This is a genomic window from Staphylococcus sp. 11007852 (genome assembly GCF_011394325.1).
GTDB lineage: Bacteria > Bacillota > Bacilli > Staphylococcales > Staphylococcaceae > Staphylococcus > Staphylococcus agnetis.
Genome location: NZ_JAANBJ010000008.1, coordinates 52,567 through 74,840 on the forward strand (window position 1 = coordinate 52,567; position 22,274 = coordinate 74,840).

General features: G+C 37.7%; 18 protein-coding genes and 1 other annotated feature. Of the genes, 11 read left to right on the forward strand and 7 right to left on the reverse strand.

Annotated features, from left to right (window positions below; all coding sequences use genetic code 11):
• Window position 1 precedes the first annotated feature (1 nt).
• Both G8Y85_RS02520 and mhqD read left to right on the forward strand, forming a co-directional pair.
• The gene (locus G8Y85_RS02520; protein ID WP_060552173.1) at window positions 2–637 is read left to right on the forward strand and encodes a flavin reductase family protein; all 636 of its coding nucleotides are present in this window, start codon (window positions 2–4) and stop codon (window positions 635–637) included.
• Window positions 638–1,225 (forward strand): methylhydroquinone degradation carboxylesterase MhqD, encoded by a 588-nt coding sequence (gene mhqD, locus G8Y85_RS02525; protein ID WP_037565145.1) that lies wholly within the window; start codon window positions 638–640, stop codon window positions 1,223–1,225. It abuts the gene before it with no gap.
• A gap of 291 nt (window positions 1,226–1,516) precedes the next feature.
• Here mhqD and G8Y85_RS02530 read toward each other — a convergent pair whose 3' ends face one another.
• The 6 genes from G8Y85_RS02530 to rpmH all read right to left on the reverse strand — a co-directional run bounded on the left by G8Y85_RS02530 (window position 1,517) and on the right by rpmH (window position 7,216).
• The gene (locus G8Y85_RS02530; protein ID WP_107368497.1) at window positions 1,517–2,374 is read right to left on the reverse strand and encodes a ParB/RepB/Spo0J family partition protein; all 858 of its coding nucleotides are present in this window, start codon (window positions 2,372–2,374) and stop codon (window positions 1,517–1,519) included.
• A 39-nt stretch (window positions 2,375–2,413) separates the two neighbouring features.
• A complete protein-coding gene (rsmG, locus tag G8Y85_RS02535) occupies window positions 2,414–3,133 on the reverse strand; it encodes a 16S rRNA (guanine(527)-N(7))-methyltransferase RsmG (RefSeq protein WP_060552170.1) in 720 nt (239 codons plus the stop codon).
• Window positions 3,134–5,008 carry a tRNA uridine-5-carboxymethylaminomethyl(34) synthesis enzyme MnmG gene (gene mnmG, locus G8Y85_RS02540; protein ID WP_107368496.1) on the reverse strand — a complete coding sequence of 625 codons (1,875 nt, stop codon included), beginning with the start codon at window positions 5,006–5,008 and terminating at the stop codon, window positions 3,134–3,136.
• Between the two features lie 16 nt (window positions 5,009–5,024).
• Window positions 5,025–6,407: a tRNA uridine-5-carboxymethylaminomethyl(34) synthesis GTPase MnmE gene (mnmE, locus tag G8Y85_RS02545; protein WP_107368495.1), complete on the reverse strand. Its 1,383-nt coding sequence runs from the start codon at window positions 6,405–6,407 to the stop codon at window positions 5,025–5,027.
• 173 nt (window positions 6,408–6,580) lie between these two features.
• The gene (rnpA, locus tag G8Y85_RS02550; RefSeq protein ID WP_107368494.1) at window positions 6,581–6,928 is read right to left on the reverse strand and encodes a ribonuclease P protein component; all 348 of its coding nucleotides are present in this window, start codon (window positions 6,926–6,928) and stop codon (window positions 6,581–6,583) included.
• A gap of 150 nt (window positions 6,929–7,078) precedes the next feature.
• On the reverse strand, window positions 7,079–7,216 hold the full coding sequence (rpmH, locus tag G8Y85_RS02555; protein ID WP_000240855.1) for a 50S ribosomal protein L34: 138 nt from the start codon (window positions 7,214–7,216) through the stop codon (window positions 7,079–7,081).
• 538 nt (window positions 7,217–7,754) lie between these two features.
• On the opposite strand from rpmH, the gene dnaA reads away from it, so the two are divergent.
• The 7 genes from dnaA to gyrA all read left to right on the forward strand — a co-directional run bounded on the left by dnaA (window position 7,755) and on the right by gyrA (window position 17,574).
• Window positions 7,755–9,095 (forward strand): chromosomal replication initiator protein DnaA, encoded by a 1,341-nt coding sequence (gene dnaA / locus G8Y85_RS02560; protein ID WP_039643393.1) that lies wholly within the window; start codon window positions 7,755–7,757, stop codon window positions 9,093–9,095.
• Window positions 9,096–9,275: 180 nt separating this feature from the next.
• Window positions 9,276–10,409, forward strand: a complete 1,134-nt coding sequence (dnaN, locus tag G8Y85_RS02565; protein WP_082021506.1) for a DNA polymerase III subunit beta — start codon at window positions 9,276–9,278, stop codon at window positions 10,407–10,409.
• Between the two features lie 361 nt (window positions 10,410–10,770).
• Window positions 10,771–11,475, forward strand: coding sequence for a DsbA family protein (locus G8Y85_RS02570; protein ID WP_157951752.1), 705 nt, complete (start codon window positions 10,771–10,773; stop codon window positions 11,473–11,475).
• A 106-nt stretch (window positions 11,476–11,581) separates the two neighbouring features.
• On the forward strand, window positions 11,582–11,821 hold the full coding sequence (locus G8Y85_RS02575) for an RNA-binding S4 domain-containing protein (RefSeq protein WP_081858172.1): 240 nt from the start codon (window positions 11,582–11,584) through the stop codon (window positions 11,819–11,821).
• Window positions 11,818–12,933 carry a DNA replication/repair protein RecF gene (gene recF, locus G8Y85_RS02580; protein ID WP_107368492.1) on the forward strand — a complete coding sequence of 372 codons (1,116 nt, stop codon included), beginning with the start codon at window positions 11,818–11,820 and terminating at the stop codon, window positions 12,931–12,933. The genes G8Y85_RS02575 and recF overlap by 4 nt, the downstream gene beginning before the upstream one ends.
• A 12-nt stretch (window positions 12,934–12,945) precedes the next feature.
• Window positions 12,946–14,877 carry a DNA topoisomerase (ATP-hydrolyzing) subunit B gene (gyrB, locus tag G8Y85_RS02585; protein ID WP_171509150.1) on the forward strand — a complete coding sequence of 644 codons (1,932 nt, stop codon included), beginning with the start codon at window positions 12,946–12,948 and terminating at the stop codon, window positions 14,875–14,877.
• A gap of 36 nt (window positions 14,878–14,913) precedes the next feature.
• Window positions 14,914–17,574, forward strand: coding sequence for a DNA gyrase subunit A (gene gyrA / locus G8Y85_RS02590; protein WP_107368491.1), 2,661 nt, complete (start codon window positions 14,914–14,916; stop codon window positions 17,572–17,574).
• Window positions 17,575–17,616: 42 nt separating this feature from the next.
• Here the strand turns inward: gyrA and G8Y85_RS02595 are convergent, their stop codons facing one another.
• On the reverse strand, window positions 17,617–18,429 hold the full coding sequence (locus tag G8Y85_RS02595; RefSeq protein ID WP_060552164.1) for an NAD(P)H-hydrate dehydratase: 813 nt from the start codon (window positions 18,427–18,429) through the stop codon (window positions 17,617–17,619).
• A 270-nt stretch (window positions 18,430–18,699) separates the two neighbouring features.
• Here G8Y85_RS02595 and hutH point away from each other — a divergent pair, with 270 nt between their 5' ends.
• Window positions 18,700–20,202, forward strand: coding sequence for a histidine ammonia-lyase (gene hutH, locus G8Y85_RS02600; RefSeq protein ID WP_107368490.1), 1,503 nt, complete (start codon window positions 18,700–18,702; stop codon window positions 20,200–20,202).
• A gap of 65 nt (window positions 20,203–20,267) precedes the next feature.
• Window positions 20,268–20,453 (forward strand) — a binding site (T-box leader).
• Window positions 20,454–20,507: 54 nt separating this feature from the next.
• Window positions 20,508–21,788: a serine--tRNA ligase gene (gene serS / locus G8Y85_RS02605; protein WP_060552162.1), complete on the forward strand. Its 1,281-nt coding sequence runs from the start codon at window positions 20,508–20,510 to the stop codon at window positions 21,786–21,788.
• Window positions 21,789–22,274 lie beyond the last annotated feature (486 nt).

A 22,274-nucleotide genomic window follows, 5' to 3' on the forward strand; every position in this document is an offset into this window, starting at 1 on the left:
GATGTATCATATTCAAGCAGAAAGTTTAACAAAACACGCATTATATAAGTTTTTAATTGGCACCGTTGCGCCGAGACCCATTGCGCTCATTACAACTTTATCTGAAGAAGGTATCACGAATATTGCACCATTTAGTTTCTTTAATATCGTGTCATCACAACCGCCCATCCTATCTGTAGCAATACAGCGACACGACGATGGCGCCATGAAAGATACCGCCCGTCATATCGCATCACATAAAGAGGCAATCGTACATGTGGTGACAGAAACGAATGTTCATGATGCGAATCAAACCGCTGCACCATTGAATGTAAATAATAGTGAACTTGATTTGACTCAGTTTACAACTTGTCATTCGTCAACATCACACATTCCAGCTTTAAATGAAAGCCCTGTACGATTTGAAACAAGGCTGTATGAGCATATTGAAATTAAGACGGAAGGGCATACTGTCTCAGACTTAATGCTATTAGAAATCAAACATCTCTATATTGATGAGACACTTTACGATCCCGAACAAGGTTATGTGGATGTTGCCAAACTTCAACCGGTAAGCCGTCTTGCCGGTGATGATTACGCAACATTAGGTGACTTTTTTACAATTGAAAGACCTAGATTTAAACGAGGTGAAAAATAAATGGAACATATTTTTAAACAAGGTCAAGCACAGGCACCGACATTTGTACTTTTACATGGTACCGGAGGCAATGAGCATGATTTATTACCCGTAGCTGAATTACTTGACCCATCGTATCACGCACTTGGCGTCCGAGGAAATGTTTCAGAAAACGGGATGAACCGTTTTTTCAAACGTCATGGTGAAGGCAACTATGATGTTGAAGATTTAAAATTCCGCGCCCATGAACTGCATCAATATATTCAAACGGCCGCACAGCACTATGGGTTTGATATCAATCATGTGATTTTAGTCGGGTTTTCAAATGGTGCGAATATCGCGATTGAATTATTATTAAATGCGGATATGCCCTATCGTAAAGGCTTACTTTTTGCGCCACTCTATCCTTTGGACGTTGATACACATTTAGACTTGTCACAAAAATCCGTGTTCCTATCCATGGGCGAAAATGATCCAATCGTCACTGTTCAACAAAGTCATGACGTGGAACAATTATTTAAGCAACGTGGCGCACATGTTACATCTTATTGGGTAAATAGCCATGAACTCACACGTGACGCAATCGAAGCCGCAAAAGCCACACTGTAATACAAGGGTGACTTTTCAAGACGCTGGTTCAATGACGACGCATATCTTATTTCATCGTTTACTTCAAAGTATTTAATATACTTTATAAAATATGTATTTACGCCTTCAAAGTTCACCCCCTCATGAATTTTGAAGGTTTTTTCTATGTGACTATATCGCATAAAATATGGCTACTTCTACGAGCATGTTAGCTTAAGAATTCGCCCCAACATAGTCTCAGCCTTATGTATGTTAATGAGCTTCAGTCTCTTTTAATTTTTGACAAAAAAATAACCCAGGAAATGTCCTGAGTTACTTTCGATAGACCCGAATATTAATTTCATAATAGTCGTCATGATCTTTTTCTTTTTGTTCATATTTAATGCCGTTCGCTTTAATTTCTAATAAACTATCGGCAATAATATCTCGTGCTTCCGAAATATCACGTACAAATTCAGGAGGTCGCGCTGTGACGATTTCACTGTCTTCAGGTTTTTCAACAGCTGTATGTGTCGCTTTCAGACGCTCCTCTGTCTGCTTCACGTTCAATTGTTCATTTAAAATGATTTCTAACATTTCTTTTTGGCGTTCAGAGGGTTGTCCAACTAAAGCACGTCCGTGACGTTCCGTGATTTTATGTTCACGTACCGCATCCAGAACTATCGGCTCCAGTTTAAGCAAGCGCAACTTATTTGCGATAAAACTTTGACTTTTACCAACGCTTTTCGCAAGTTCTGATTGGGTGATACCTTCGAACGCTAATAATTTCTTATACGCTTCTGCTTCCTCAACTGCCGACAGGTTTTCACGTTGAATGTTTTCGATAAGTGCTACAACCGCAGTTTCTTCATCGCTGAGTAGTCTAACAATGACATCCGCTTCACTTTTATGAAGATGTTGTAACGCACGAAAACGGCGTTCACCTGCTATAATTTCATACATATTTTCTTCTATAGGTCGTACGACAATGGGTTGAAGTAATCCATGCGCGTGTATAGACTCAGCGAGTTCTTCAATGCGTGCAGTGTCAAAGGTTTGTCGCGGTTGATAACGGTTAGGCACAATACGTTCAATCTTAATCGTTTCCACGCCTTGTGCACTATCGTTTACAACCTCAAGTAATTCATCTTTATTTTTTAATCCAAATAGTTTAGAAAAAGGTTTTTTCATATGTCTTCTCTCCCTTAAACCATCCCAAACCTACACCATTTAGTCGATTAAAGGTGATTTATTTGGTGTGCCAGGTTTTCTTGGGTACTTTTTAGGTGTTTGACTACGCTTTTCAATTTTAATAATTTGTCTTTCTCCTGCATCTTCTGGTAATTCAAAAGTATGCACATCACCAATACGCCCTCCAAAAACACCAATGCCAAATCGTGCTTCTTCTAGTTCTTCTTGACCTTTTGATGATTTTAAAGCGATAAACATGCCACGCGTTTTAACAAGTGGTAAGCACAATTCACTTAAAACTGCCATACGTGCCACAGCTCTTGCTGTTACAATATCAAAAGACCCTCGGTAGTCTTGATTTTTCCCAAATGTTTCTGCACGATCATGTACAAAATGTACACCTTCAAGATCTAATGCATGTGCAAGTTGATTTAAAAACTGAATACGTTTATTTAAAGAATCAACAATCGTGACATGGATGTTGGGAAAAACGATTTTTAATGGAATACTTGGAAAACCAGCCCCTGCACCGACGTCACATAAATGCATATCTTGAGTGAAATCATGATAAAAGCTTGGTGTAATAGAATCATAGAAATGTTTTAAATACACCTCATGCTCTTCAGTGATGCTTGTTAAATTAATTTTTTCATTCCATGTGATAAGCATATCATAATATGTTTCAAACTGTTGTTTTTGCTTATCCGATAACGTGATGCCATGAGATTCAAGTTGAGATGCTAACCATGTGACACTCATTTATTTCACCCTCTGCAATTTACCTTGTTCTAAATACACGAGCAATATGGAGATATCGGCAGGGTTTACACCCGAAATTCGTGATGCTTGTGCAATATTTAATGGTTTTACTTCCGCAAGTTTTTCACGTGCTTCCGTTGCAAGACTATCAATTTTACTATAATCCAAGTCTTCTGGAATTTTCTTTTGTTCCATACGTTTCACTTTATCAACTTGTTGTAAAGATTTCGTGATATAGCCTTCGTATTTCGTTTGAATTTCTACCTGCTCTTCAATATCTGAACCTAATTGAGACGTTTCTTCTAATATTTCTAAAATGGTTGTATAAGTCATTTCAGGGCGACGTAACAATTCTTTTGCTAAAATACCATCTTTCAAACGCGAACCACCTTCACGCTCAATAATACTTTGTACACGTTCGTTTGGCTTAATTCGGATTTGAGATAAACGGGCTATTTCTGCTTCAATATGTTGTCGTTTTGCTTGGAACTTTGCATAACGTTTTTCAGAAATGAGTCCTAATTCGTAACCAATATCAGTTAAGCGTAAATCTGCATTGTCATGACGTAAAAGTAAGCGATATTCTGCACGTGATGTTAAGAGACGATACGGTTCATTTGTCCCTTTCGTAACGAGATCATCTATTAATACACCAATATAGGCATCAGAGCGTTGTAAAATCGTTTCTTCTTTCCCTAAAATACGCGCTGCCGCATTGATTCCTGCCATTAAACCTTGGCCTGCTGCTTCTTCGTATCCTGACGTACCATTAATTTGACCTGCAGTGTAAAGATTTTTTATTTTTTTCGTTTCAAGTGTTGGCCATAATTGCGTTGGTACAATCGCATCATACTCTATCGCATAGCCTGCACGCATCATGTCTGCTTTTTCTAATCCAGGAATGGTAGCCAACATTTGGCGTTGAACATGCTCTGGTAAACTTGTCGATAAGCCTTGGACATAGACCTCATTCGTATGACGTCCTTCAGGCTCAAGGAATAATTGATGACGTGGCTTATCATTAAAACGCACAAATTTATCTTCAATAGATGGACAATATCTTGGACCTGTTCCTTTAATCATACCGGAATACATCGCAGATAAATGTAAATTGTCATCAATGACTTTATGCGTGTCACCATTTGTATATGTTAACCAACACGGAAGTTGGTCTAAAATATACTCTGTCGTTTCATAACTAAATGCACGACCAACATCGTCACCCGGTTGGATTTCCGTTTTGCTATAGTCAATTGATCGAGCATTCACACGTGGTGGTGTACCTGTTTTAAACCGTACAACATCGAATCCAAGACCTCTTAAATGATCCGCTAGTGTAATAGATGGTAATTGATGATTAGGGCCACTAGAATATTTTAAGTTTCCTAAGATGATTTCACCGCAAAGGAACGTTCCCGTCGTTAATATAACGGCTTGTGCCATATACTCTGTACCAATATTTGTACGCACACCTTTAACTTCATCATTTTCAATGATAAGCTCATCAACCATGCCTTGCATCACATCAAGATTAGGCTCATCTTCTAATACACGTTTCATTTCTTGTTGGTATAATACTTTGTCAGCTTGTGCACGTAATGCACGTACTGCAGGCCCTTTACCTGTATTCAACATACGCATTTGGATATGCGTTTTATCTATCGTTTTAGCCATTTGACCACCTAAGGCATCGATTTCACGAACAACGATACCTTTCGCTGGTCCGCCAACTGATGGGTTACATGGCATAAACGCAATATTGTCTAAGTTAATTGTTAACATCAGTGTTTTGGCGCCACGACGTGCTGCCGCTAATCCAGCTTCAATCCCAGAGTGCCCTGCCCCTACGACAATGACATCATAATTCTGTGTCATTATAAATCCTCCTTTTTTATTTTCCAAGACAGAATTGGCTAAAGAGTTGATCGATTAATTCTTCACTTGCCGATTCGCCTATGATTTCTCCTAAAATTTCCCATGTGCGCGTTAGATCAATTTGTACCATATCCATTGGGACACCCATTTCGGCTGCGTCAATGGCATCTTGAATTGCTTGTTTTGCTTGTTTTAATAAAGATATATGTCGTGAGTTAGATACATATGTCATATCTTGGCTTTGGACTTCTCCACCAAAGAATAAATCTCTGATTTGAAGTTCGAGATCATCGATACCTTGTTGTTTTAAGATGGACGTTTCAATGATAGGCATGTCCCCGACCATCGCTTTCACTTCATCAATATCAAGGCGTTGTTCTAAATCCATTTTATTAATGATGACAATCGCATCTTCATTTTTAATGACTTCATATAATTTCCTATCTTCTTCTGTGAGTGCTTCGTTGTAATTTAAAACAAATAGAATGAGGTCTGCTTCGCTTAATGCTTTGCGCGAACGTTCTACTCCAATACGTTCAACAATGTCTTCTGTTTCACGAATACCCGCCGTATCGACGAGTCTCAGTGGCACACCACGAACGTTTACATATTCTTCCAAGACGTCTCGCGTCGTACCTGCAATTTCAGTGACAATTGCTTTATTATCATGTATTAAACTATTAAGCATAGAAGACTTCCCTACGTTAGGTTTACCTACTATAACTGTAGATAAGCCTTCTCGCATTATCTTTCCTTGAACGCCTGTATCAAGTAATTTTTGGATGTCTGTCTTAATGGCTTTAGAACGTTCCAACAAAAACTCTGTCGTAGCATCTTCAACATCATCATACTCAGGGTAGTCTATATTCACTTCAACTTGTGCTAAAATTTCCAGAATAGATTGACGTTGCGCCTTAATCATATCGCTCAGACGTCCTTCTATTTGGTTTTGTGCCACTTTAGACGCGCGGTCAGTCTTAGCTCTAATAAAGTCCATCACGGCTTCAGCTTGAGACAAGTCAATGCGCCCATTTAAAAATGCGCGTTTGGTATATTCGCCTGGCTCTGCGATACGTGCGCCATGTGTCATAGTGAGTTCGAGCACACGGTTAATTGTAAGAATACCTCCGTGACAGTTAATCTCTACAATATCTTCACGTGTAAATGTTCGAGGTGCACGTAAGACTGAAACCATAACTTCTTCAACGGTTTCATTCGTTTCCGGATCAATGATATGTCCATAATTGATTGTATGAGAAGCAACATCTTTTAATTTACTTTTACCTTTATACAGTTTATCTGCAATCTCAACGGCATCATGACCTGATAAACGTACTATACCAATTGCCCCCTCACCCATCGGGGTCGATATGCTTGTAATTGTATCCAATTGTTCCATGACACACGTACCTCCTTTACGATTATATCTATTGTAAAATGTTTAAAGTGTTATTACGATTGATGTGCTTTATTGACTTAGTCTAAAACGCTCATAAAAACGCTACAATTAAAGTTATAAAGTCTCTAAGTTAGTCTTCGGTTTGTCTGGCGTCACACAAACGGTCGTATAATTTATTGAATTTTCTTATTGAATACTTTGGCTATTTTTAACACATGCTCTAAACTCTTTTGAATTTCGAGCGCGGACATCTCTTTAGCGGGATGTCTCGCAATGACGATAATATCTAAAGGTAACATATCTTGTTTATGAACTTTAAAACATTCTCTCACACATCGTTTGATTCGATTCCGTGTTACAGCGTTACCGATTTTTTTAGAAACACTAATTCCTAATCTAAAATGATCCTGTTGTTGATGTCGATACGTATAAACAACAAACTGTCGATTTGCAACTGACCTCCCCTTTCGATAGATCAATTGAAAATCTGAATTTTTTTTGATGCGATATGCTTTTTCCATTGAACATCACTCAGCTTTCTCAATTCGAACATCTTTTAATACACTTTCATACCGAAAAAAAGAGGGCTGGGACATCATATGCTGTCCTAGCCCCTATAAAAGCGGTTAAGCAAACTTAACACGCATTTAGACCCCTATTCATCTTCTGTCTTATGCAGATAAGACTTTACGGCCTTTACGACGACGACGCGCTAATACTTTACGGCCGTTTTTAGTGCTCATACGTTTTCTGAAACCGTGCACTTTACTATGTTTACGTTTGTTTGGTTGATAAGTACGTTTTACCATTAAAAACACCTCCATCTTGCTTTATTCGATGATCTTCATTCATTTTAACTATCTTCAATTTCAACGCACTGCCACGTTAAATAGATATTCTTCTCTTAAATGAAATGTCTACATTTCAAGCAACTACTACATAATATCAAATTCATATTGGTAAATCAAGCGTATTTTTTGATTAAACGACATCGATCTATGTGTAAAAGTTATCCACTTATACACAATTGCGCCCGAATATTTTGTGGATAAATATTTTTTGTGCACAAGTTACTCGAAAGTTGTCACACATATTCACACCCGTTTGACAGGGAGTGTTGTTAAAAAGTATAATTGTGTGGATAAGTGGATTAATCCCTTACGATACATAGGTTTCTTTATCACGATAACGTAGCATATACCTGTGAATAATCCCGTTAAACGTAAGAGTTACCCACAACATGTGATTAATTTGTGGATAATTATTAACAAGGTGTGATTAGTTTTATCCACTGACGGGAAATCTGTGTATAACTTAAAAAATATTACTTAGGAAGATGGAGTGTAAATGTCAGAACAAGAAATTTGGGACAAAGTTCTCAACTTATCTAAAGAGGAAGTATCAAATATTTCTTATCAAACTTGGCTTAAAGACACAATGTTGCATACTCTGTCTGATGAAGAAGCAATTGTATTAGTCAATCAACCCTTCGTAGCAAGTTGGTTGAGCACCAATTATACGGAATTAATTCAAGCCATTATCAAAACTGTAACTGGAAAATCCGTGAAACACGTACGCTTTTTAACAGAAGCAGATTTTGATGAACTGAAACCACCTTCATCAGCACAGGCAACAACGCCTGCGACAAATCCTGAAACAAATGGTGAACAATTCAACACGAATAATACATTTGAAACCTTCGTTATAGGCCCAGGCAACCGCTTCCCACATGCTGCAAGTTTAGCAGTGGCCGAAGCACCAGCTCAAGCCTACAATCCATTGTTTATCTATGGTGGCGTAGGGCTGGGTAAAACGCATTTGATGCATGCGATCGGGCATTACGTCTTAGAAAACAACCCAAATGCGAAAGTACTTTATACCTCAAGTGAAAAATTTACGAATGAATTTATCCAATCAATTCGAAATAATGATACAGAATCATTTCGTGAAAAATATCGAAACATAGATATTTTACTTATTGATGATATTCAATTCATTCAAAAGAAAGAACAAACGCAAGAAGAATTTTTCCACACGTTTAATGATCTACATCAAAATCACAAACAAATTGTAATTTCCAGTGATCGTCCACCAAAAGAAATTTCAACTTTAGAAGAACGGTTAAAATCTCGCTTCCAATGGGGACTTATCGTTGATATTACGCCGCCTGATTTTGAAACACGAATGGCCATTTTACAGAAGAAAACAGAAGAGGAAAACTTGGATATACCTATTGAAGCGCTGACGTATATTGCAAATCAAATTCAAACGAACATTCGTGAACTTGAAGGGGCACTGACGCGTGTACTCGCATTTTCAAAACTTCAAGGTAAACCGATTACAACTGAACTTACAGCTGATGCGCTTAAAGATATTATTCAACTACCAAAGTCTAAAAAAATTACGATTCAAGATATTCAAAAAGTAGTTGGCGAATATTACGGCGTACGTATTGAAGATTTTGCAGCGAAAAAACGCACAAAATCAATTGCGTATCCACGACAAATTGCCATGTATTTATCTCGAGAATTAACCGATTTTTCACTTCCTAAAATTGGTGAAGAATTTGGTGGTCGAGATCACACTACTGTAATTCATGCGCATGACAAAATTATTAAAGATATAAAAAATGATCCAACACTTAAGCAAGAAATTGAATCACTTGAAAAAGAAATACGCAATGCTTAGAAAAGGTCATTGTGGATAATGTTGAAGGATTATACACATCATGCACAGTTTATCCACATGTGTACAATCTTGAAACATCACATTATTTTTGACTTATCCACTAATCCACAGCACTTATGACTATTATTACTATTTTTAATATAACTAAGACTATATAAACGACTGAAAGGAGTTTATTGAATGATGGAGTTTTCTATTAAGAGAGATTATTTTATCACGCAATTAAACGATACATTAAAAGCAATATCCCCAAGAACAACCTTACCGATTTTAACGGGTATAAAAATTGAAGCCACAAATGAAGGTATTGTCTTAACAGGCTCTGACTCTGAAATCTCAATCGAAATTACGATTCCTAATGACGTAGATGGAGAAGAAATCGTAGCAGTAAAAGAACCAGGTTCAGTCGTATTACCAGGACGTTTCTTTGTGGATATCATTAAAAAACTACCAGGTAAAGAAGTTAAATTATCAACGAATGAACAATTCCAAACCTTAATTACTTCTGGTCATTCTGAGTTTAACTTAAGTGGTTTAGATCCAGATCAATATCCATTATTACCGCAAGTTTCTAGTGATGATGCGCTACAATTACCAATTAAAGTGCTTAAAAATATTATTGCACAAACAAATTTTGCAGTGTCCACCTCAGAAACACGCCCTGTACTTACTGGTGTAAACTGGCTTATACAAGAAAATGAATTAATATGCACAGCGACCGATTCACACCGCTTGGCTGTAAGAAAGTTAAAGTTAGACGAAGAAATTGAAGACAAAAATGTCATCATTCCAGGTAAAGCTTTAGCAGAATTAAACAAAATTATGACTGAAAATGAAGATCACATCGATATTTTCTTTGCATCAAACCAAGTATTATTCCGTGTAGGAAACATTAATTTCATTTCACGATTACTTGAGGGCCATTATCCAGATACATCACGTTTGTTCCCAGAAAACTACGAAATCAAATTAGGATTAAACAACAATGATTTTTATCACGCAATTGATCGTGCGTCATTATTAGCACGTGAAGGTGGTAACAACGTCATTAAATTAAGTACAGGGGATTCGCTTGTTGAACTTTCATCAACATCACCAGAAATTGGTACAGTGAAAGAAGAAGTGACAGCAAACGATGTTGAAGGGGGCAACCTTAAAATCTCTTTCAACTCAAAATATATGATGGATGCGTTAAAAGCCATTGATAATGACGAAGTTGAAGTTGAATTTTTCGGTACTATGAAGCCATTTATTTTAAAACCGAAAGATGACGACACAGTAACGCAACTCATCTTACCAATCCGCACATACTAATTAACAGAAAAAAAGGGGGGGACATGGATCATTTCAATTTTGATTGCTCCTAGCGCCTCGCTTTTCGAAACGCATTCGCAATCCAGTCAGCTACTGCCTTAGAAGTCTCGGCTAAGGAAGCGATCAATGTGATGACTTAATTCATCATCCTTTCCCTCGCAAAGACTAAATTTATATATAACTATTACCAACAAAGTTCATGTGCGAAGAATTTTGTTGGTTTTTTGATTAACAGGGTAGCTATGTTCTAGCACCCTTTTTTATTTTTAAGAAAATAAAGAAATGTTGTTTTAACGGACGTGTAATATTAAAAGGGTCTCTTTTTTAGTAAAATATAAGTATGACGATTCGGAGGGAAACTATGAGCCTAAAAAAATCAATCACTGTCATTATTGTCGTGTCATTTATTGTTTTAATTATCGCAACACTCATCATGACATGGTCTTCTAACAATGACGATCAAAATATAGAGAACGTGAAAGCACTTCATAAAGACACTTTAAAAAGTCCAACAGCAGGGCATAACAATAAAGTGATTCTTACTGAATTTGGAGATTACAAATGCCCGTATTGTGGTGATTTTGAGAAAAACATCAAACCTAAGTTAGAAAAAGCGTATATCGATACGGATAAGGTTGAATTTCGCTATGTGAATGTCTTACTTCATGGTAAAGAATCTCTGCGTGGTTCACGCGCCGCCTTAGCTGTGAATCGGATCGCTCCAGCAGCTTACTGGGACTTTCACCATTACTTATATGCGCACCAACCACAATCAAAAAAAGCCGTCACGCATCAGACATGGTTGACAGATGACTTGATAAAAAAGGGCGTCAATCAACTTGAAGTGACATCTAAACAAAAAGAAGATATTTTACACGCGTATCAAGCTAAAACAGATGCGTCGTTAACACATGTCAAAGCGGACAATCACCTTTTTGAAAAATATCATGTGAAACAAGTACCAGCATTATACGTCAATGGCAAACGTGTAGAAGATGTTACGGATTATCAAAGTATTAAAAAAGCGATTGATACAGCGCTACATGAAGAAAATAAAGAAAAATAAGATGAAATGTTTCACGTAAAACGTTTACATGTTCAATCCTGATATTTATACACGTTTGCACATGAAATTTTACGCGTAAAACGGTATAATATATAAGTGAGCAAATATGAATGGAGTGATGGATTTGGCTGAGGAAATAATCGTTGATGGCGAACTAACTTTAGGTCAATTTTTAAATTATGAAGGCATAGTAGAGTCAGGTGGCCAAGCGAAATGGTTTTTAAAAGAGTATGACGTCTACCTCAATGGTGAACATGAAACACGTCGTGGAAAAAAACTTAGTGATGGTGATCAACTCGACATTCCTGAAGTGGGTTCATTTATTATTAAATTTGGTGAGCAATGAAATTATCAACACTCCAACTAGAGCATTATCGGAATTACGCTTCTGTTTTACTTGAATGTCATCCAGACGTCAATATTTTAATTGGCGAGAATGCGCAAGGTAAAACAAATTTACTTGAATCAATATATGTACTCGCTTTGGCTAAAAGTCATCGTACGTCTAATGATAGAGAGCTCATTCGCTTTGATGCAGAATATGCTAAAATAGAGGGTGAGCTTCATTTTCGTCATGGCACGATGCCACTAACGATGTTCATTACGAAAAAAGGTAAAAAAGTAAAGGTAAATCATTTGGAGCAAAGTCGTTTGACACAATACATCGGACATCTAAATGTCGTATTATTTGCGCCTGAAGATTTAAATATTGTGAAGGGTTCTCCTCAAATTAGACGTCGTTTTATAGATATGGAATTAGGCCAAATTTCCAGTTTATATTTAAATGATCTCTCACAATATCAACGAATACTTAAACAGCGTAATCATTACTTAAAGCAGCTCCAACTTAAACAAAAAAAAGATACTACAATGTTAGAGGTTCTAAATCAACAATTTGCGTTATACGCTGTAAAAGTAACACAGCGACGTCGTCAATTCATTCAAGAATTAGAAACGTTAGCACAACCTATTCATCATGGCATCACGAATGGGAAAGAGTCATTGACATTAAAATATATGCCCAGTCTTAAATATGAAGACGTCTCGCAGTCTGAGGATGTCTTAACTGATGAAACATATCGCTTTATAGAACAGCAAATGGAACGAGAAATTGAGCGTGGGAATAGTTTGTTTGGACCGCATCGAGATGATTTATCTTTTCAAGTTAATGGCATGGATGCACAAATTTTTGGCTCCCAAGGACAACAACGAACAACCGCGCTCTCCATAAAGCTTGCTGAAATAGAATTGATGCATCAAGAAGTGGGAGAATATCCCATTCTTTTACTTGATGATGTGTTAAGTGAGCTTGATGACTCTAGGCAAACACATCTTCTTAGTACCATTCAACATAAAGTACAAACGTTCGTTACAACGACTTCTGTAGACGGCATTGATCATGAAATTATGAAAAATGCGAAAGTATATCAAATTGCGCAAGGAAATATTGAGAAATAGTAGAAAGTGAAGGTGGAAGCATTGGCTGATGTGAACAACTCAGAAAACTATGGTGCCAGTCAGATTCAAGTCTTAGAAGGACTAGAAGCAGTACGTAAGCGCCCAGGTATGTATATTGGATCAACTTCAGAACGCGGACTTCATCATCTTGTTTGGGAAATTGTCGATAATAGTATCGATGAAGCGCTCGCAGGATACGCGAATGAAATTGAAGTAGTAATTGAAAAAGATAACTGGATAAAAGTAACTGATAATGGTCGAGGCATCCCTGTAGATATTCAAGAAAAAATGGGGCGTCCGGCCGTTGAAGTTATCTTAACTGTATTACATGCTGGTGGTAAATTTGGCGGCGGCGGTTATAAGGTGTCAGGTGGGCTTCATGGTGTAGGTTCATCTGTTGTAAACGCACTTAGTGATACGTTAGAGGTCTACGTTCACCGTGATGGACGCGTTCACCACCAAGCTTACCATAAAGGTGTACCTGCATTTGACCTTAAGCAAATTGATGATACCGATAAAACAGGTACAGTTATTCGTTTTAAAGCGGACGGTACAATTTTCAAAGAAACAACGGTTTACAACTACGAAACGTTACAATCTCGTATTCGTGAATTGGCATTCTTAAATAAAGGTATTCAAATTACGCTCAGAGACGAGCGTGACGACGATTCTCCACGTGAGGATACTTACCACTACGAAGGTGGAATAAAGTCGTATGTGGAGCTTTTAAACGAGAATAAAGAGGCTATTCATCCAGAACCTATTTACGTGCATGAATCTAGAGATGAAGTTGAAGTGGAAATCGCCTTACAATACAACGGCGGTTATGCTGCTAATTTGTTAACGTATGCGAATAACATTCACACATATGAAGGCGGTACGCATGAAGACGGATTTAAACGTGCTTTAACACGTGTGTTAAACAGCTATGGCTCTCAAAATAAACTTATGAAAGACGATTCAGAACGCTTATCTGGTGAAGATACGCGTGAAGGGCTTACAGCTATCATTTCAATCAAACATGGCGACCCTCAATTTGAAGGTCAAACGAAAACGAAACTTGGGAACTCTGAAGTACGTCAAATCGTAGACCGTGTATTCTCTGAACTCTTTGAGCGTTTCTTATATGAAAACCCTCAAGTTGCACGCGTCATCGTTGAAAAAGGTATTATGGCATCACGCGCACGTCTTGCAGCTAAAAAAGCACGTGAAGTGACACGTCGTAAGTCGGCTTTAGATATATCTAGTCTACCAGGAAAATTGGCAGACTGTTCGAGCAAAGATCCTTCTGAAAGTGAGATTTTCTTAGTCGAAGGGGACTCTGCCGGGGGGTCTACAAAATCAGGTCGTGATTCACGTACGCAAGCAATTTTACCTTTAAGAGGTAAGATTTTAAACGTTGAGAAAGCACGTTTAGACAAAATCTTAAATAACAACGAAATTCGCCAAATGGTTACTGCCTTTGGGACAGGTATCGGTGGAGAATTTGATATTTCAAAAGCGCGTTATCACAAAATTGTAATTATGACTGATGCGGATGTCGATGGTGCACATATTCGTACGTTATTGTTAACGTTCTTCTATCGTTTTATGCGCCCGTTAATTGAAGCGGGATATGTGTATATCGCACAACCACCGTTATATAAATTAACGCAAGGAAAACAAAAATATTATGTCTTCAACGATCGAGAATTAGATAAATTAAAAGAACGTCTAAATCCAACACCAAAATGGTCTATTGCCCGTTATAAAGGTCTTGGAGAAATGAATGCGGATCAACTTTGGGAAACGACGATGAATCCTGAAAACCGTGCGATGCTTCAAGTGACACTTGATGATGCGATTGAAGCGGACCAAACATTTGAGATGTTAATGGGTGACGTCGTAGAAAATCGTCGTCAATTCATTGAAGATAATGCTGTTTATGCCAACTTAGATTTCTAAAATGGAAAACGGTTCAATTAGAAGGAGGATATCTTGATGGCTGAAATACCTGAATCAAGAATTAATGAACGAAATATCAGTAACGAGATGCGTGAGTCCTTTTTAGACTACGCGATGAGTGTCATTGTGTCTCGTGCCTTGCCAGATGTGAGAGACGGCTTGAAGCCAGTACATCGTCGTATCTTATATGGCCTTAATGAACAAGGTATGACACCAGATAAACCTTATAAAAAATCTGCACGTATCGTTGGTGACGTCATGGGTAAATATCACCCTCACGGTGACTCATCTATTTACGAAGCAATGGTACGTATGGCACAGGATTTCAGCTATCGTTATCCACTCGTAGACGGTCAAGGTAACTTTGGTTCAATGGATGGCGACGGTGCAGCAGCGATGCGTTATACTGAAGCGCGTATGACAAAGTTAGCACTTGAATTATTAAGAGATATTAACAAAGACACGATTGATTTTATCGATAACTATGATGGCAATGAACGTGAACCAAGTGTGCTACCTTCACGTTTTCCAAACCTTTTAGTCAACGGTGCATCTGGTATCGCGGTAGGTATGGCTACCAACATTCCACCGCATAATATGACTGAAGTCATTAATGGTGTATTGAGTTTAAGTCGGAACCCAGAAATCTCTATCAATGAATTAATGGAAGATATTACGGGGCCAGACTTCCCTACTGCTGGTTTAATTTTAGGTAAAAGCGGTATTCGACGCGCCTATGAAACAGGTAGAGGCTCAATCATTATGCGTGCTAAAGCAGAAATCGAATCACGTGGTGGTGGTCGTGAACGTATCGTTGTCACTGAAATTCCATTCCAAGTCAATAAAGCGCGTATGATCGAGAAAATAGCAGATTTAGTGCGTGATAAGAAAATTGATGGTATTACAGATTTACGAGATGAAACAAGTTTACGTACAGGTGTACGTGTCGTTATCGATGTGCGTAAAGACGCAAATGCCAACGTAATTTTAAATAATTTATACAAATTAACACCACTTCAAACGTCATTTGGGGTTAACATGATTGCGCTTGTCAATGGACGTCCACAATTGATTAACTTGAAACAAGCGCTTTATCATTATTTAGAGCACCAAAAAGAAGTCGTACGTCGTCGTACGGAATATAATTTACGTAAAGCAAAAGACCGCGCACATATTTTGGAAGGTTTACGTATAGCGCTGGATCATATCGATGAAATCATTACGATTATTCGAGAATCTGCTACAGATAAAATCGCAATGGAAAGTTTACAATCTCGTTTTAAACTTTCAGAACGTCAAGCCCAAGCGATTTTAGATATGCGTTTAAGACGTCTGACAGGCTTAGAGCGTGATAAAATTGAACAAGAGTACAATGATCTTATTGCTTATATTGCTGAATTGGAAGCAATCTTAGCTGATGAAGAAAAACTATTAGACTTAGTGCGTGAAGAGTTAATCGAAATTAGAGATAAATATGGAGATGAACGTCGCACTGAAATTCAATTAGGTGGGGTAGACAATCTTGAAGATGAAGATTTAATACCTGAAGAACAAATTGTAATTACGTTAAGTCACAAAAACTATATTAAACGTCTACCTGCATCTACTTATCGTTCACAACATCGTGGTGGTCGTGGCGTTCAAGGTATGAACACATTAGAAGACGACTTCGTGAGTCAACTAGTAACGACAAGCACACATGATCATATTTTATTCTTTACGAATAAAGGTCGCGTATACAAATTGAAAGGATATGAAGTACCGGAACTCTCCCGTCAGTCTAAAGGTATCCCTATCGTGAATGCGATTGAGCTTGATAATGATGAAAAAATCAGTACGATGATAGCGGTGAAAGATTTAGATTCTGAAGAAAACTTCCTCGTCTTTGCGACGAAAAAAGGGTTAATTAAACGTTCTGCTTTAAGTAACTTCAACCGCATTAATAAAAATGGTAAAATCGCGATCAATTTCCGAGATGACGATGAACTCGTGGCTGTTCGTTTAACAGACGGCCATAAACATATCCTTATCGGAACATCAGACGCGTCGCTTATTCGTTTCAAAGAAAGTGACGTACGTGCGATGAGTCGTATCGCTTCTGGTGTAAGAGGTATAAGACTTCGCGATGAGGATGAAGTTGTTGGTTTAGGTGTCGCGAACGAAGATAGTGAAGATGAAGTACTTGTTGTTACTGAAAAAGGTTACGGTAAACGTACATCAGTAAGTGAATACCGCGTTTCAAATCGTGGCGGAATGGGTGTTAAAACAGCGAAACTAACGGAACGTAATGGACAACTCATCAGCATTGGTACAGTGTCTGGTGATGAGGATATCATGGTCGTTACAAATCATGGTGTCATTATCCGTATGGAAGTTCAAGACATCTCTAAAAATGGCCGTATGACCCAAGGGGTACGCTTAATTAAAATGGCAGATGATCAATTTGTATCAACTGTTGCAAAAGTTAAACGTGAACCTGAAGATATCGAAGATGTTGAGGAAAATATCAATAAAGATGGTATGGAAACTCAAACTGAGCATGTCATTGATGACCAACCTACCGAAGACACCATTCACACTGAAGTCACTGAGACGGAAGACCAACAGGATAATAACGACGAACGTGAAGACTTACGCCAAGACTTCATGGATCGTGTGAATGAAGATATCGCATCTACTGATGATGACGAAGCATAAATTAAATAAAAACAGGACTGGATGATTGCCAGCCCTGTTTTTTTATTTTTCTAATGCTTTCATTGCAAAAGGAATTTCATCTATAATTTTCGATGGTGGTACGACGTACATCGTTTCTGATAACTTTTCACCAATATAACTGTGCGTGTACGTGGCACTCGTGATTGCGTCGATTGGATTATCAAATTGACCAATAAATCCAGTAATCATACCCGCAAGCGTATCACCCATACCGCCTGTGGCCATGGCAGGATTACCGATTTGTAATTTGTATTCATCATCTTTGAAGAAAATTTCAGTACCATGTTTTTTAAGTACAACTGTTGCACCGAGTTGATTGACTGCCTCACGATTGCGTTCATACGTTTGCTCTTCAATGGGAATGCCACTTAAACGTTCCCATTCCATTTGATGCGGTGTATAAATGACATGACATGAAGGGATTTCTGGACGTAATTTACTCACGATAGTAATCGCATCGCCATCAACAATCAATTTTTGATGCGGTAAGATATTTTGAAGTAAAAATGTCATGGCATTGTTCCCTTTAAAATCAAGACCCAATCCTGGACCGATTAAAATACAGTCCGAGCATTCTATCATCTTCGTTAATTTTTTCGTGTCATTAATATCAACGACCATCGCTTCTGGACAACGAGAATGTAGTGCGGCATGATTTGTCGGGTGTGTTGCCACAGTGATAAGCCCTGCACCACTATATACACATGCCCTTGCTGCAAGCATAATGGCGCCACCTAAATTTGCATTTCCGCCAATTAACAAAATGCGTCCATAATCCCCTTTATGCGTTTCTTGTTTTCGCTTAGGAATTTTAACACTTGATAATGTTTGCATGTTTGACCTCCTTTATAACAGTTTTCATTTCCATATATTCTTTATATTTTAACGTGATGAACCTATCCATTTACTTAATTAAAATAGTTTAAATACAACAAGATATATTATACCTGTCTATATCTTTCGTCAATAGTAAATCTATGAATATTTTATCGCATTAAATGGCTACCTCAATAATACGTTACGGATATCGCTAGAACTATTGTCACTCAATTTTATGACATCTATACTTAAATGGGATGAGACATAAACAAAGGGGGAATTATTATGACATTACGTTTAACAGGCGAACAATTAACGATTCAAGACATACGAGATTTTTTAGCCCATCACGATAACGTAGAAGTAACTGAAGATGCGTTACAGCGCGTTAAACAAAGCCGAGCTACTGTAGAACGTATTATTCAAAATAAGGAAACAATCTACGGTATTACGACAGGGTTTGGGCTGTTTAGTGATGTGTTAATTGATCAACAAAAATACAATCAACTCCAAGTGAATTTAATTCGTTCTCATGCTTGTGGAGTAGGTGCGCCATTTGCGGATAACGTCTCTTTAGTCATGATGGTGTTACGATTGAACACATTACTAAAAGGACATTCAGGTGTGACTACAGACCTCGTTGAACAGCTAACGTATTTTATAAATGAACGTATTATTCCAGTGATTCCACAACAAGGTTCACTAGGTGCTTCAGGTGATTTAGCACCATTATCTCATTTAGCTTTAGCATTGATTGGCGAAGGTCGCGTGTCTTACAAAGGGGAAATTTTAGACAGCGCGGCCGTCTTAAAATCACTTCATCGTCAGCCTTTGACATTACAAGCCAAAGAAGGGCTTGCATTAATCAATGGAACGCAAGCGATGACTGCTCAAGGTGTTATTACATTTATTGAAGCGGAAAGTTTGGGATATGAAGCAGAATGGATTGCGGCACTTACACATCAAGCTTTAAACGGTATTACAGACGCATATAATGAAAACGTCCATATCGTTCGTAATTTTGAAGAACAAACGGCTGTGGCAAGACGGATGTCAGACTGGTTGGAAGGGTCAAAATTAACGACACGTCAAGGTGAAATCCGTGTTCAAGATCCATATACGTTGCGCTGTATTCCACAAATTCATGGTGCCAGTTTCCAAGTATTTAATTATGTGAGAGAGAAATTAGAATTTGAAATGAACGCAGCAAACGACAATCCACTTATATTCGATGATGGTGATGAGACGTTAGTCATTTCTGGAGGAAATTTCCATGGTCAGCCCGTTGCCTTTGCGTTAGATTTCTTAAAAATTGGTTTAAGTGAATTAGCTAATGTATCTGAACGACGTTTGGAACGTTTAGTGAACCCACAACTTAATGGAGGGCTCCCAGCCTTTTTAAGTCCAGAACCTGGTTTACAAAGCGGTGCGATGATTATGCAATATGCGGCCGCAAGTTTAGTATCAGAAAATAAAACATTAGCCCATCCAGCAAGTGTCGATTCCATTCCTTCATCAGCGAATCAAGAAGATCACGTCTCAATGGGGACAATTGCTTCACGACATGGATATCAAATTTTAGAAAATGTGCGTCGTGTATTAGCGATTGAAGCGATTATTGCATTGCAAGCAGTTGAATTAAAAGGCATTGAAGGCTTGTCTCCAAAAACGCGTGATAAATATGATCATTATCGAACACACATCCCTTCTATTACAGAAGACCGTCAATTCCATAAGGATATTGATGTCATGGCGGAAGCATTAAAAAACGTCGCATATCACGCTTAAACGTGTTCACAAAATTAGCACTTGCTTACTGAAAATGAATTTGCTATATTGAAGTTAAATTAATAAACAATTGTTTGTGGACTAAGTAATATGTATCGATTTCAGAGAGTTTGTGGTTGGTGTGAACAAATAATACGTTGCATATGAAATCTACCCACGTGATGAACAATTCGGGTCAAACCGTTAACTTTGTAGAGTGCAGATGAATATCTGTTAAATAGGGTGGCAACACGTTGAACCACGTCCCTTGTAGTCAAGGGGACGTGGTTTTTTTGTTACTCGCAATCATAGAAAGGATGATAAACATGTTAGACATTAAATTATTTAGAACGAGCCCAGAACACGTCAAAGAGAAAATTGCGTTACGCGGTGATGACACTTCAGTCGTAGATGAAATTTTAAATCTTGATACAAAACGCCGTGAGTTAATTCAAAAAACAGAAGAATTAAAATCTGAACGTAATAAAGCTTCAGAAGCGATTGCGCAAAAGAAACGTAATAAAGAAAATGCAGATGACGCGATTAAAGCACAACGTGAAGTCGGCGAAAAAATTAAAGCGATTGACACTGAATTAAAAGAAGTAGACGACGCGTTACATGATAAATTATCTCGCATCCCGAACTTGATTCACGATGATGTACCTCAAGGTGCAGATGATACAGAAAATGTTGAACAGAAAAAATGGGGTACTCCGAGAACATTTGATTTCGAACCGAAAGCACATTGGGATTTATTAGAATCATTGAAAATGGCTGATTTTGAACGCGCAGCTAAAATTGCACGTGCACGTTTTGTTTTCTTAACTGGTGAAGGTGCAAAACTAGAACGTGCTTTAATGAACTACATGTTAACGAAACATACGACACAACATGGTTATAGAGAGATGATTGCCCCACAACTCGTAAATCCAAAAGCAATGTATGGGACAGGTCAATTACCGAAATTTGAGGAAGACTTATTTAAAGTTGAAAAAGAAGGACTTTATACGATTCCAACAGCGGAAGTGCCACTCACAAACTACTATCGTGATGAAATTATCCAGCCGGGAGTCTTACCTGAGAAATTCACTGGTCAAACGGCATGTTTTAGAAGTGAAGCAGGTTCTGCTGGTCGTGATACACGTGGTCTTATTCGTCTACATCAGTTTAATAAAGTTGAAATGGTGCGCATTGAAAAACCTGAAGATTCTTGGAATGCTTTAGAAGAAATGACAAGTCATGCAGAAGCTATTTTAGAAGAATTAGGTTTACCATACCGTCGTGTCATTTTATGTACAGGTGACATCGGTTTTGGTTCAAGTAAAACATACGATTTAGAAGTATGGTTACCAAGTTATAATGATTATAAAGAAATTAGTTCTTGTTCAAACTGTGTTGATTTCCAAGCACGTCGCGCAAATATTCGTTTCAAACGTGATAAAGATGCGAAACCAGAATATGTGCATACATTAAATGGATCAGGTTTAGCGGTAGGACGTACATTTGCTGCGATTATTGAAAATTATCAAAACGAAGATGGTTCTGTAACTGTACCTGAAGCACTTGTGCCATTTATGGGTGGTCAAACAGTTATTGAAGCATTGTAATAGATGTAATGATATAAATATGTATAACCCTTCGGCGTTCATTTTTGAATGTCGAAGGGTTTTTTAGTAAGACATAAATTATTTCAACTTACGATTCCTCACTTTTTCAAGCTCCTTAACTTAACTACTGCTTTATATATTGAAAAAACAAATAGTCTTAAATTTGTGCTCTAAAAATGGATTTTTATTTAAGGATTAATGCATCAGGAATCTCAGCTAAGGAAGCAATCAATGTAATAATTTAATTAGCCATACTTCCCCTCTCAAGGACTAAACATATAAATAATAGCCAACAAAGTTCATATATAAAGAATATTGTTAGCATTTTTGGTTAATAAAGTTCCTATGTGCACCCTTTTTATATTTCTACATTCCTTTCTACATGTCGCGTGCGACTTTTAAATATTTACTTTAACCAATAACCATTGTGACGCATTGTCAACGTTTCAGCTATTTAATTTGAAATCTTAATAAAAAATACAATTT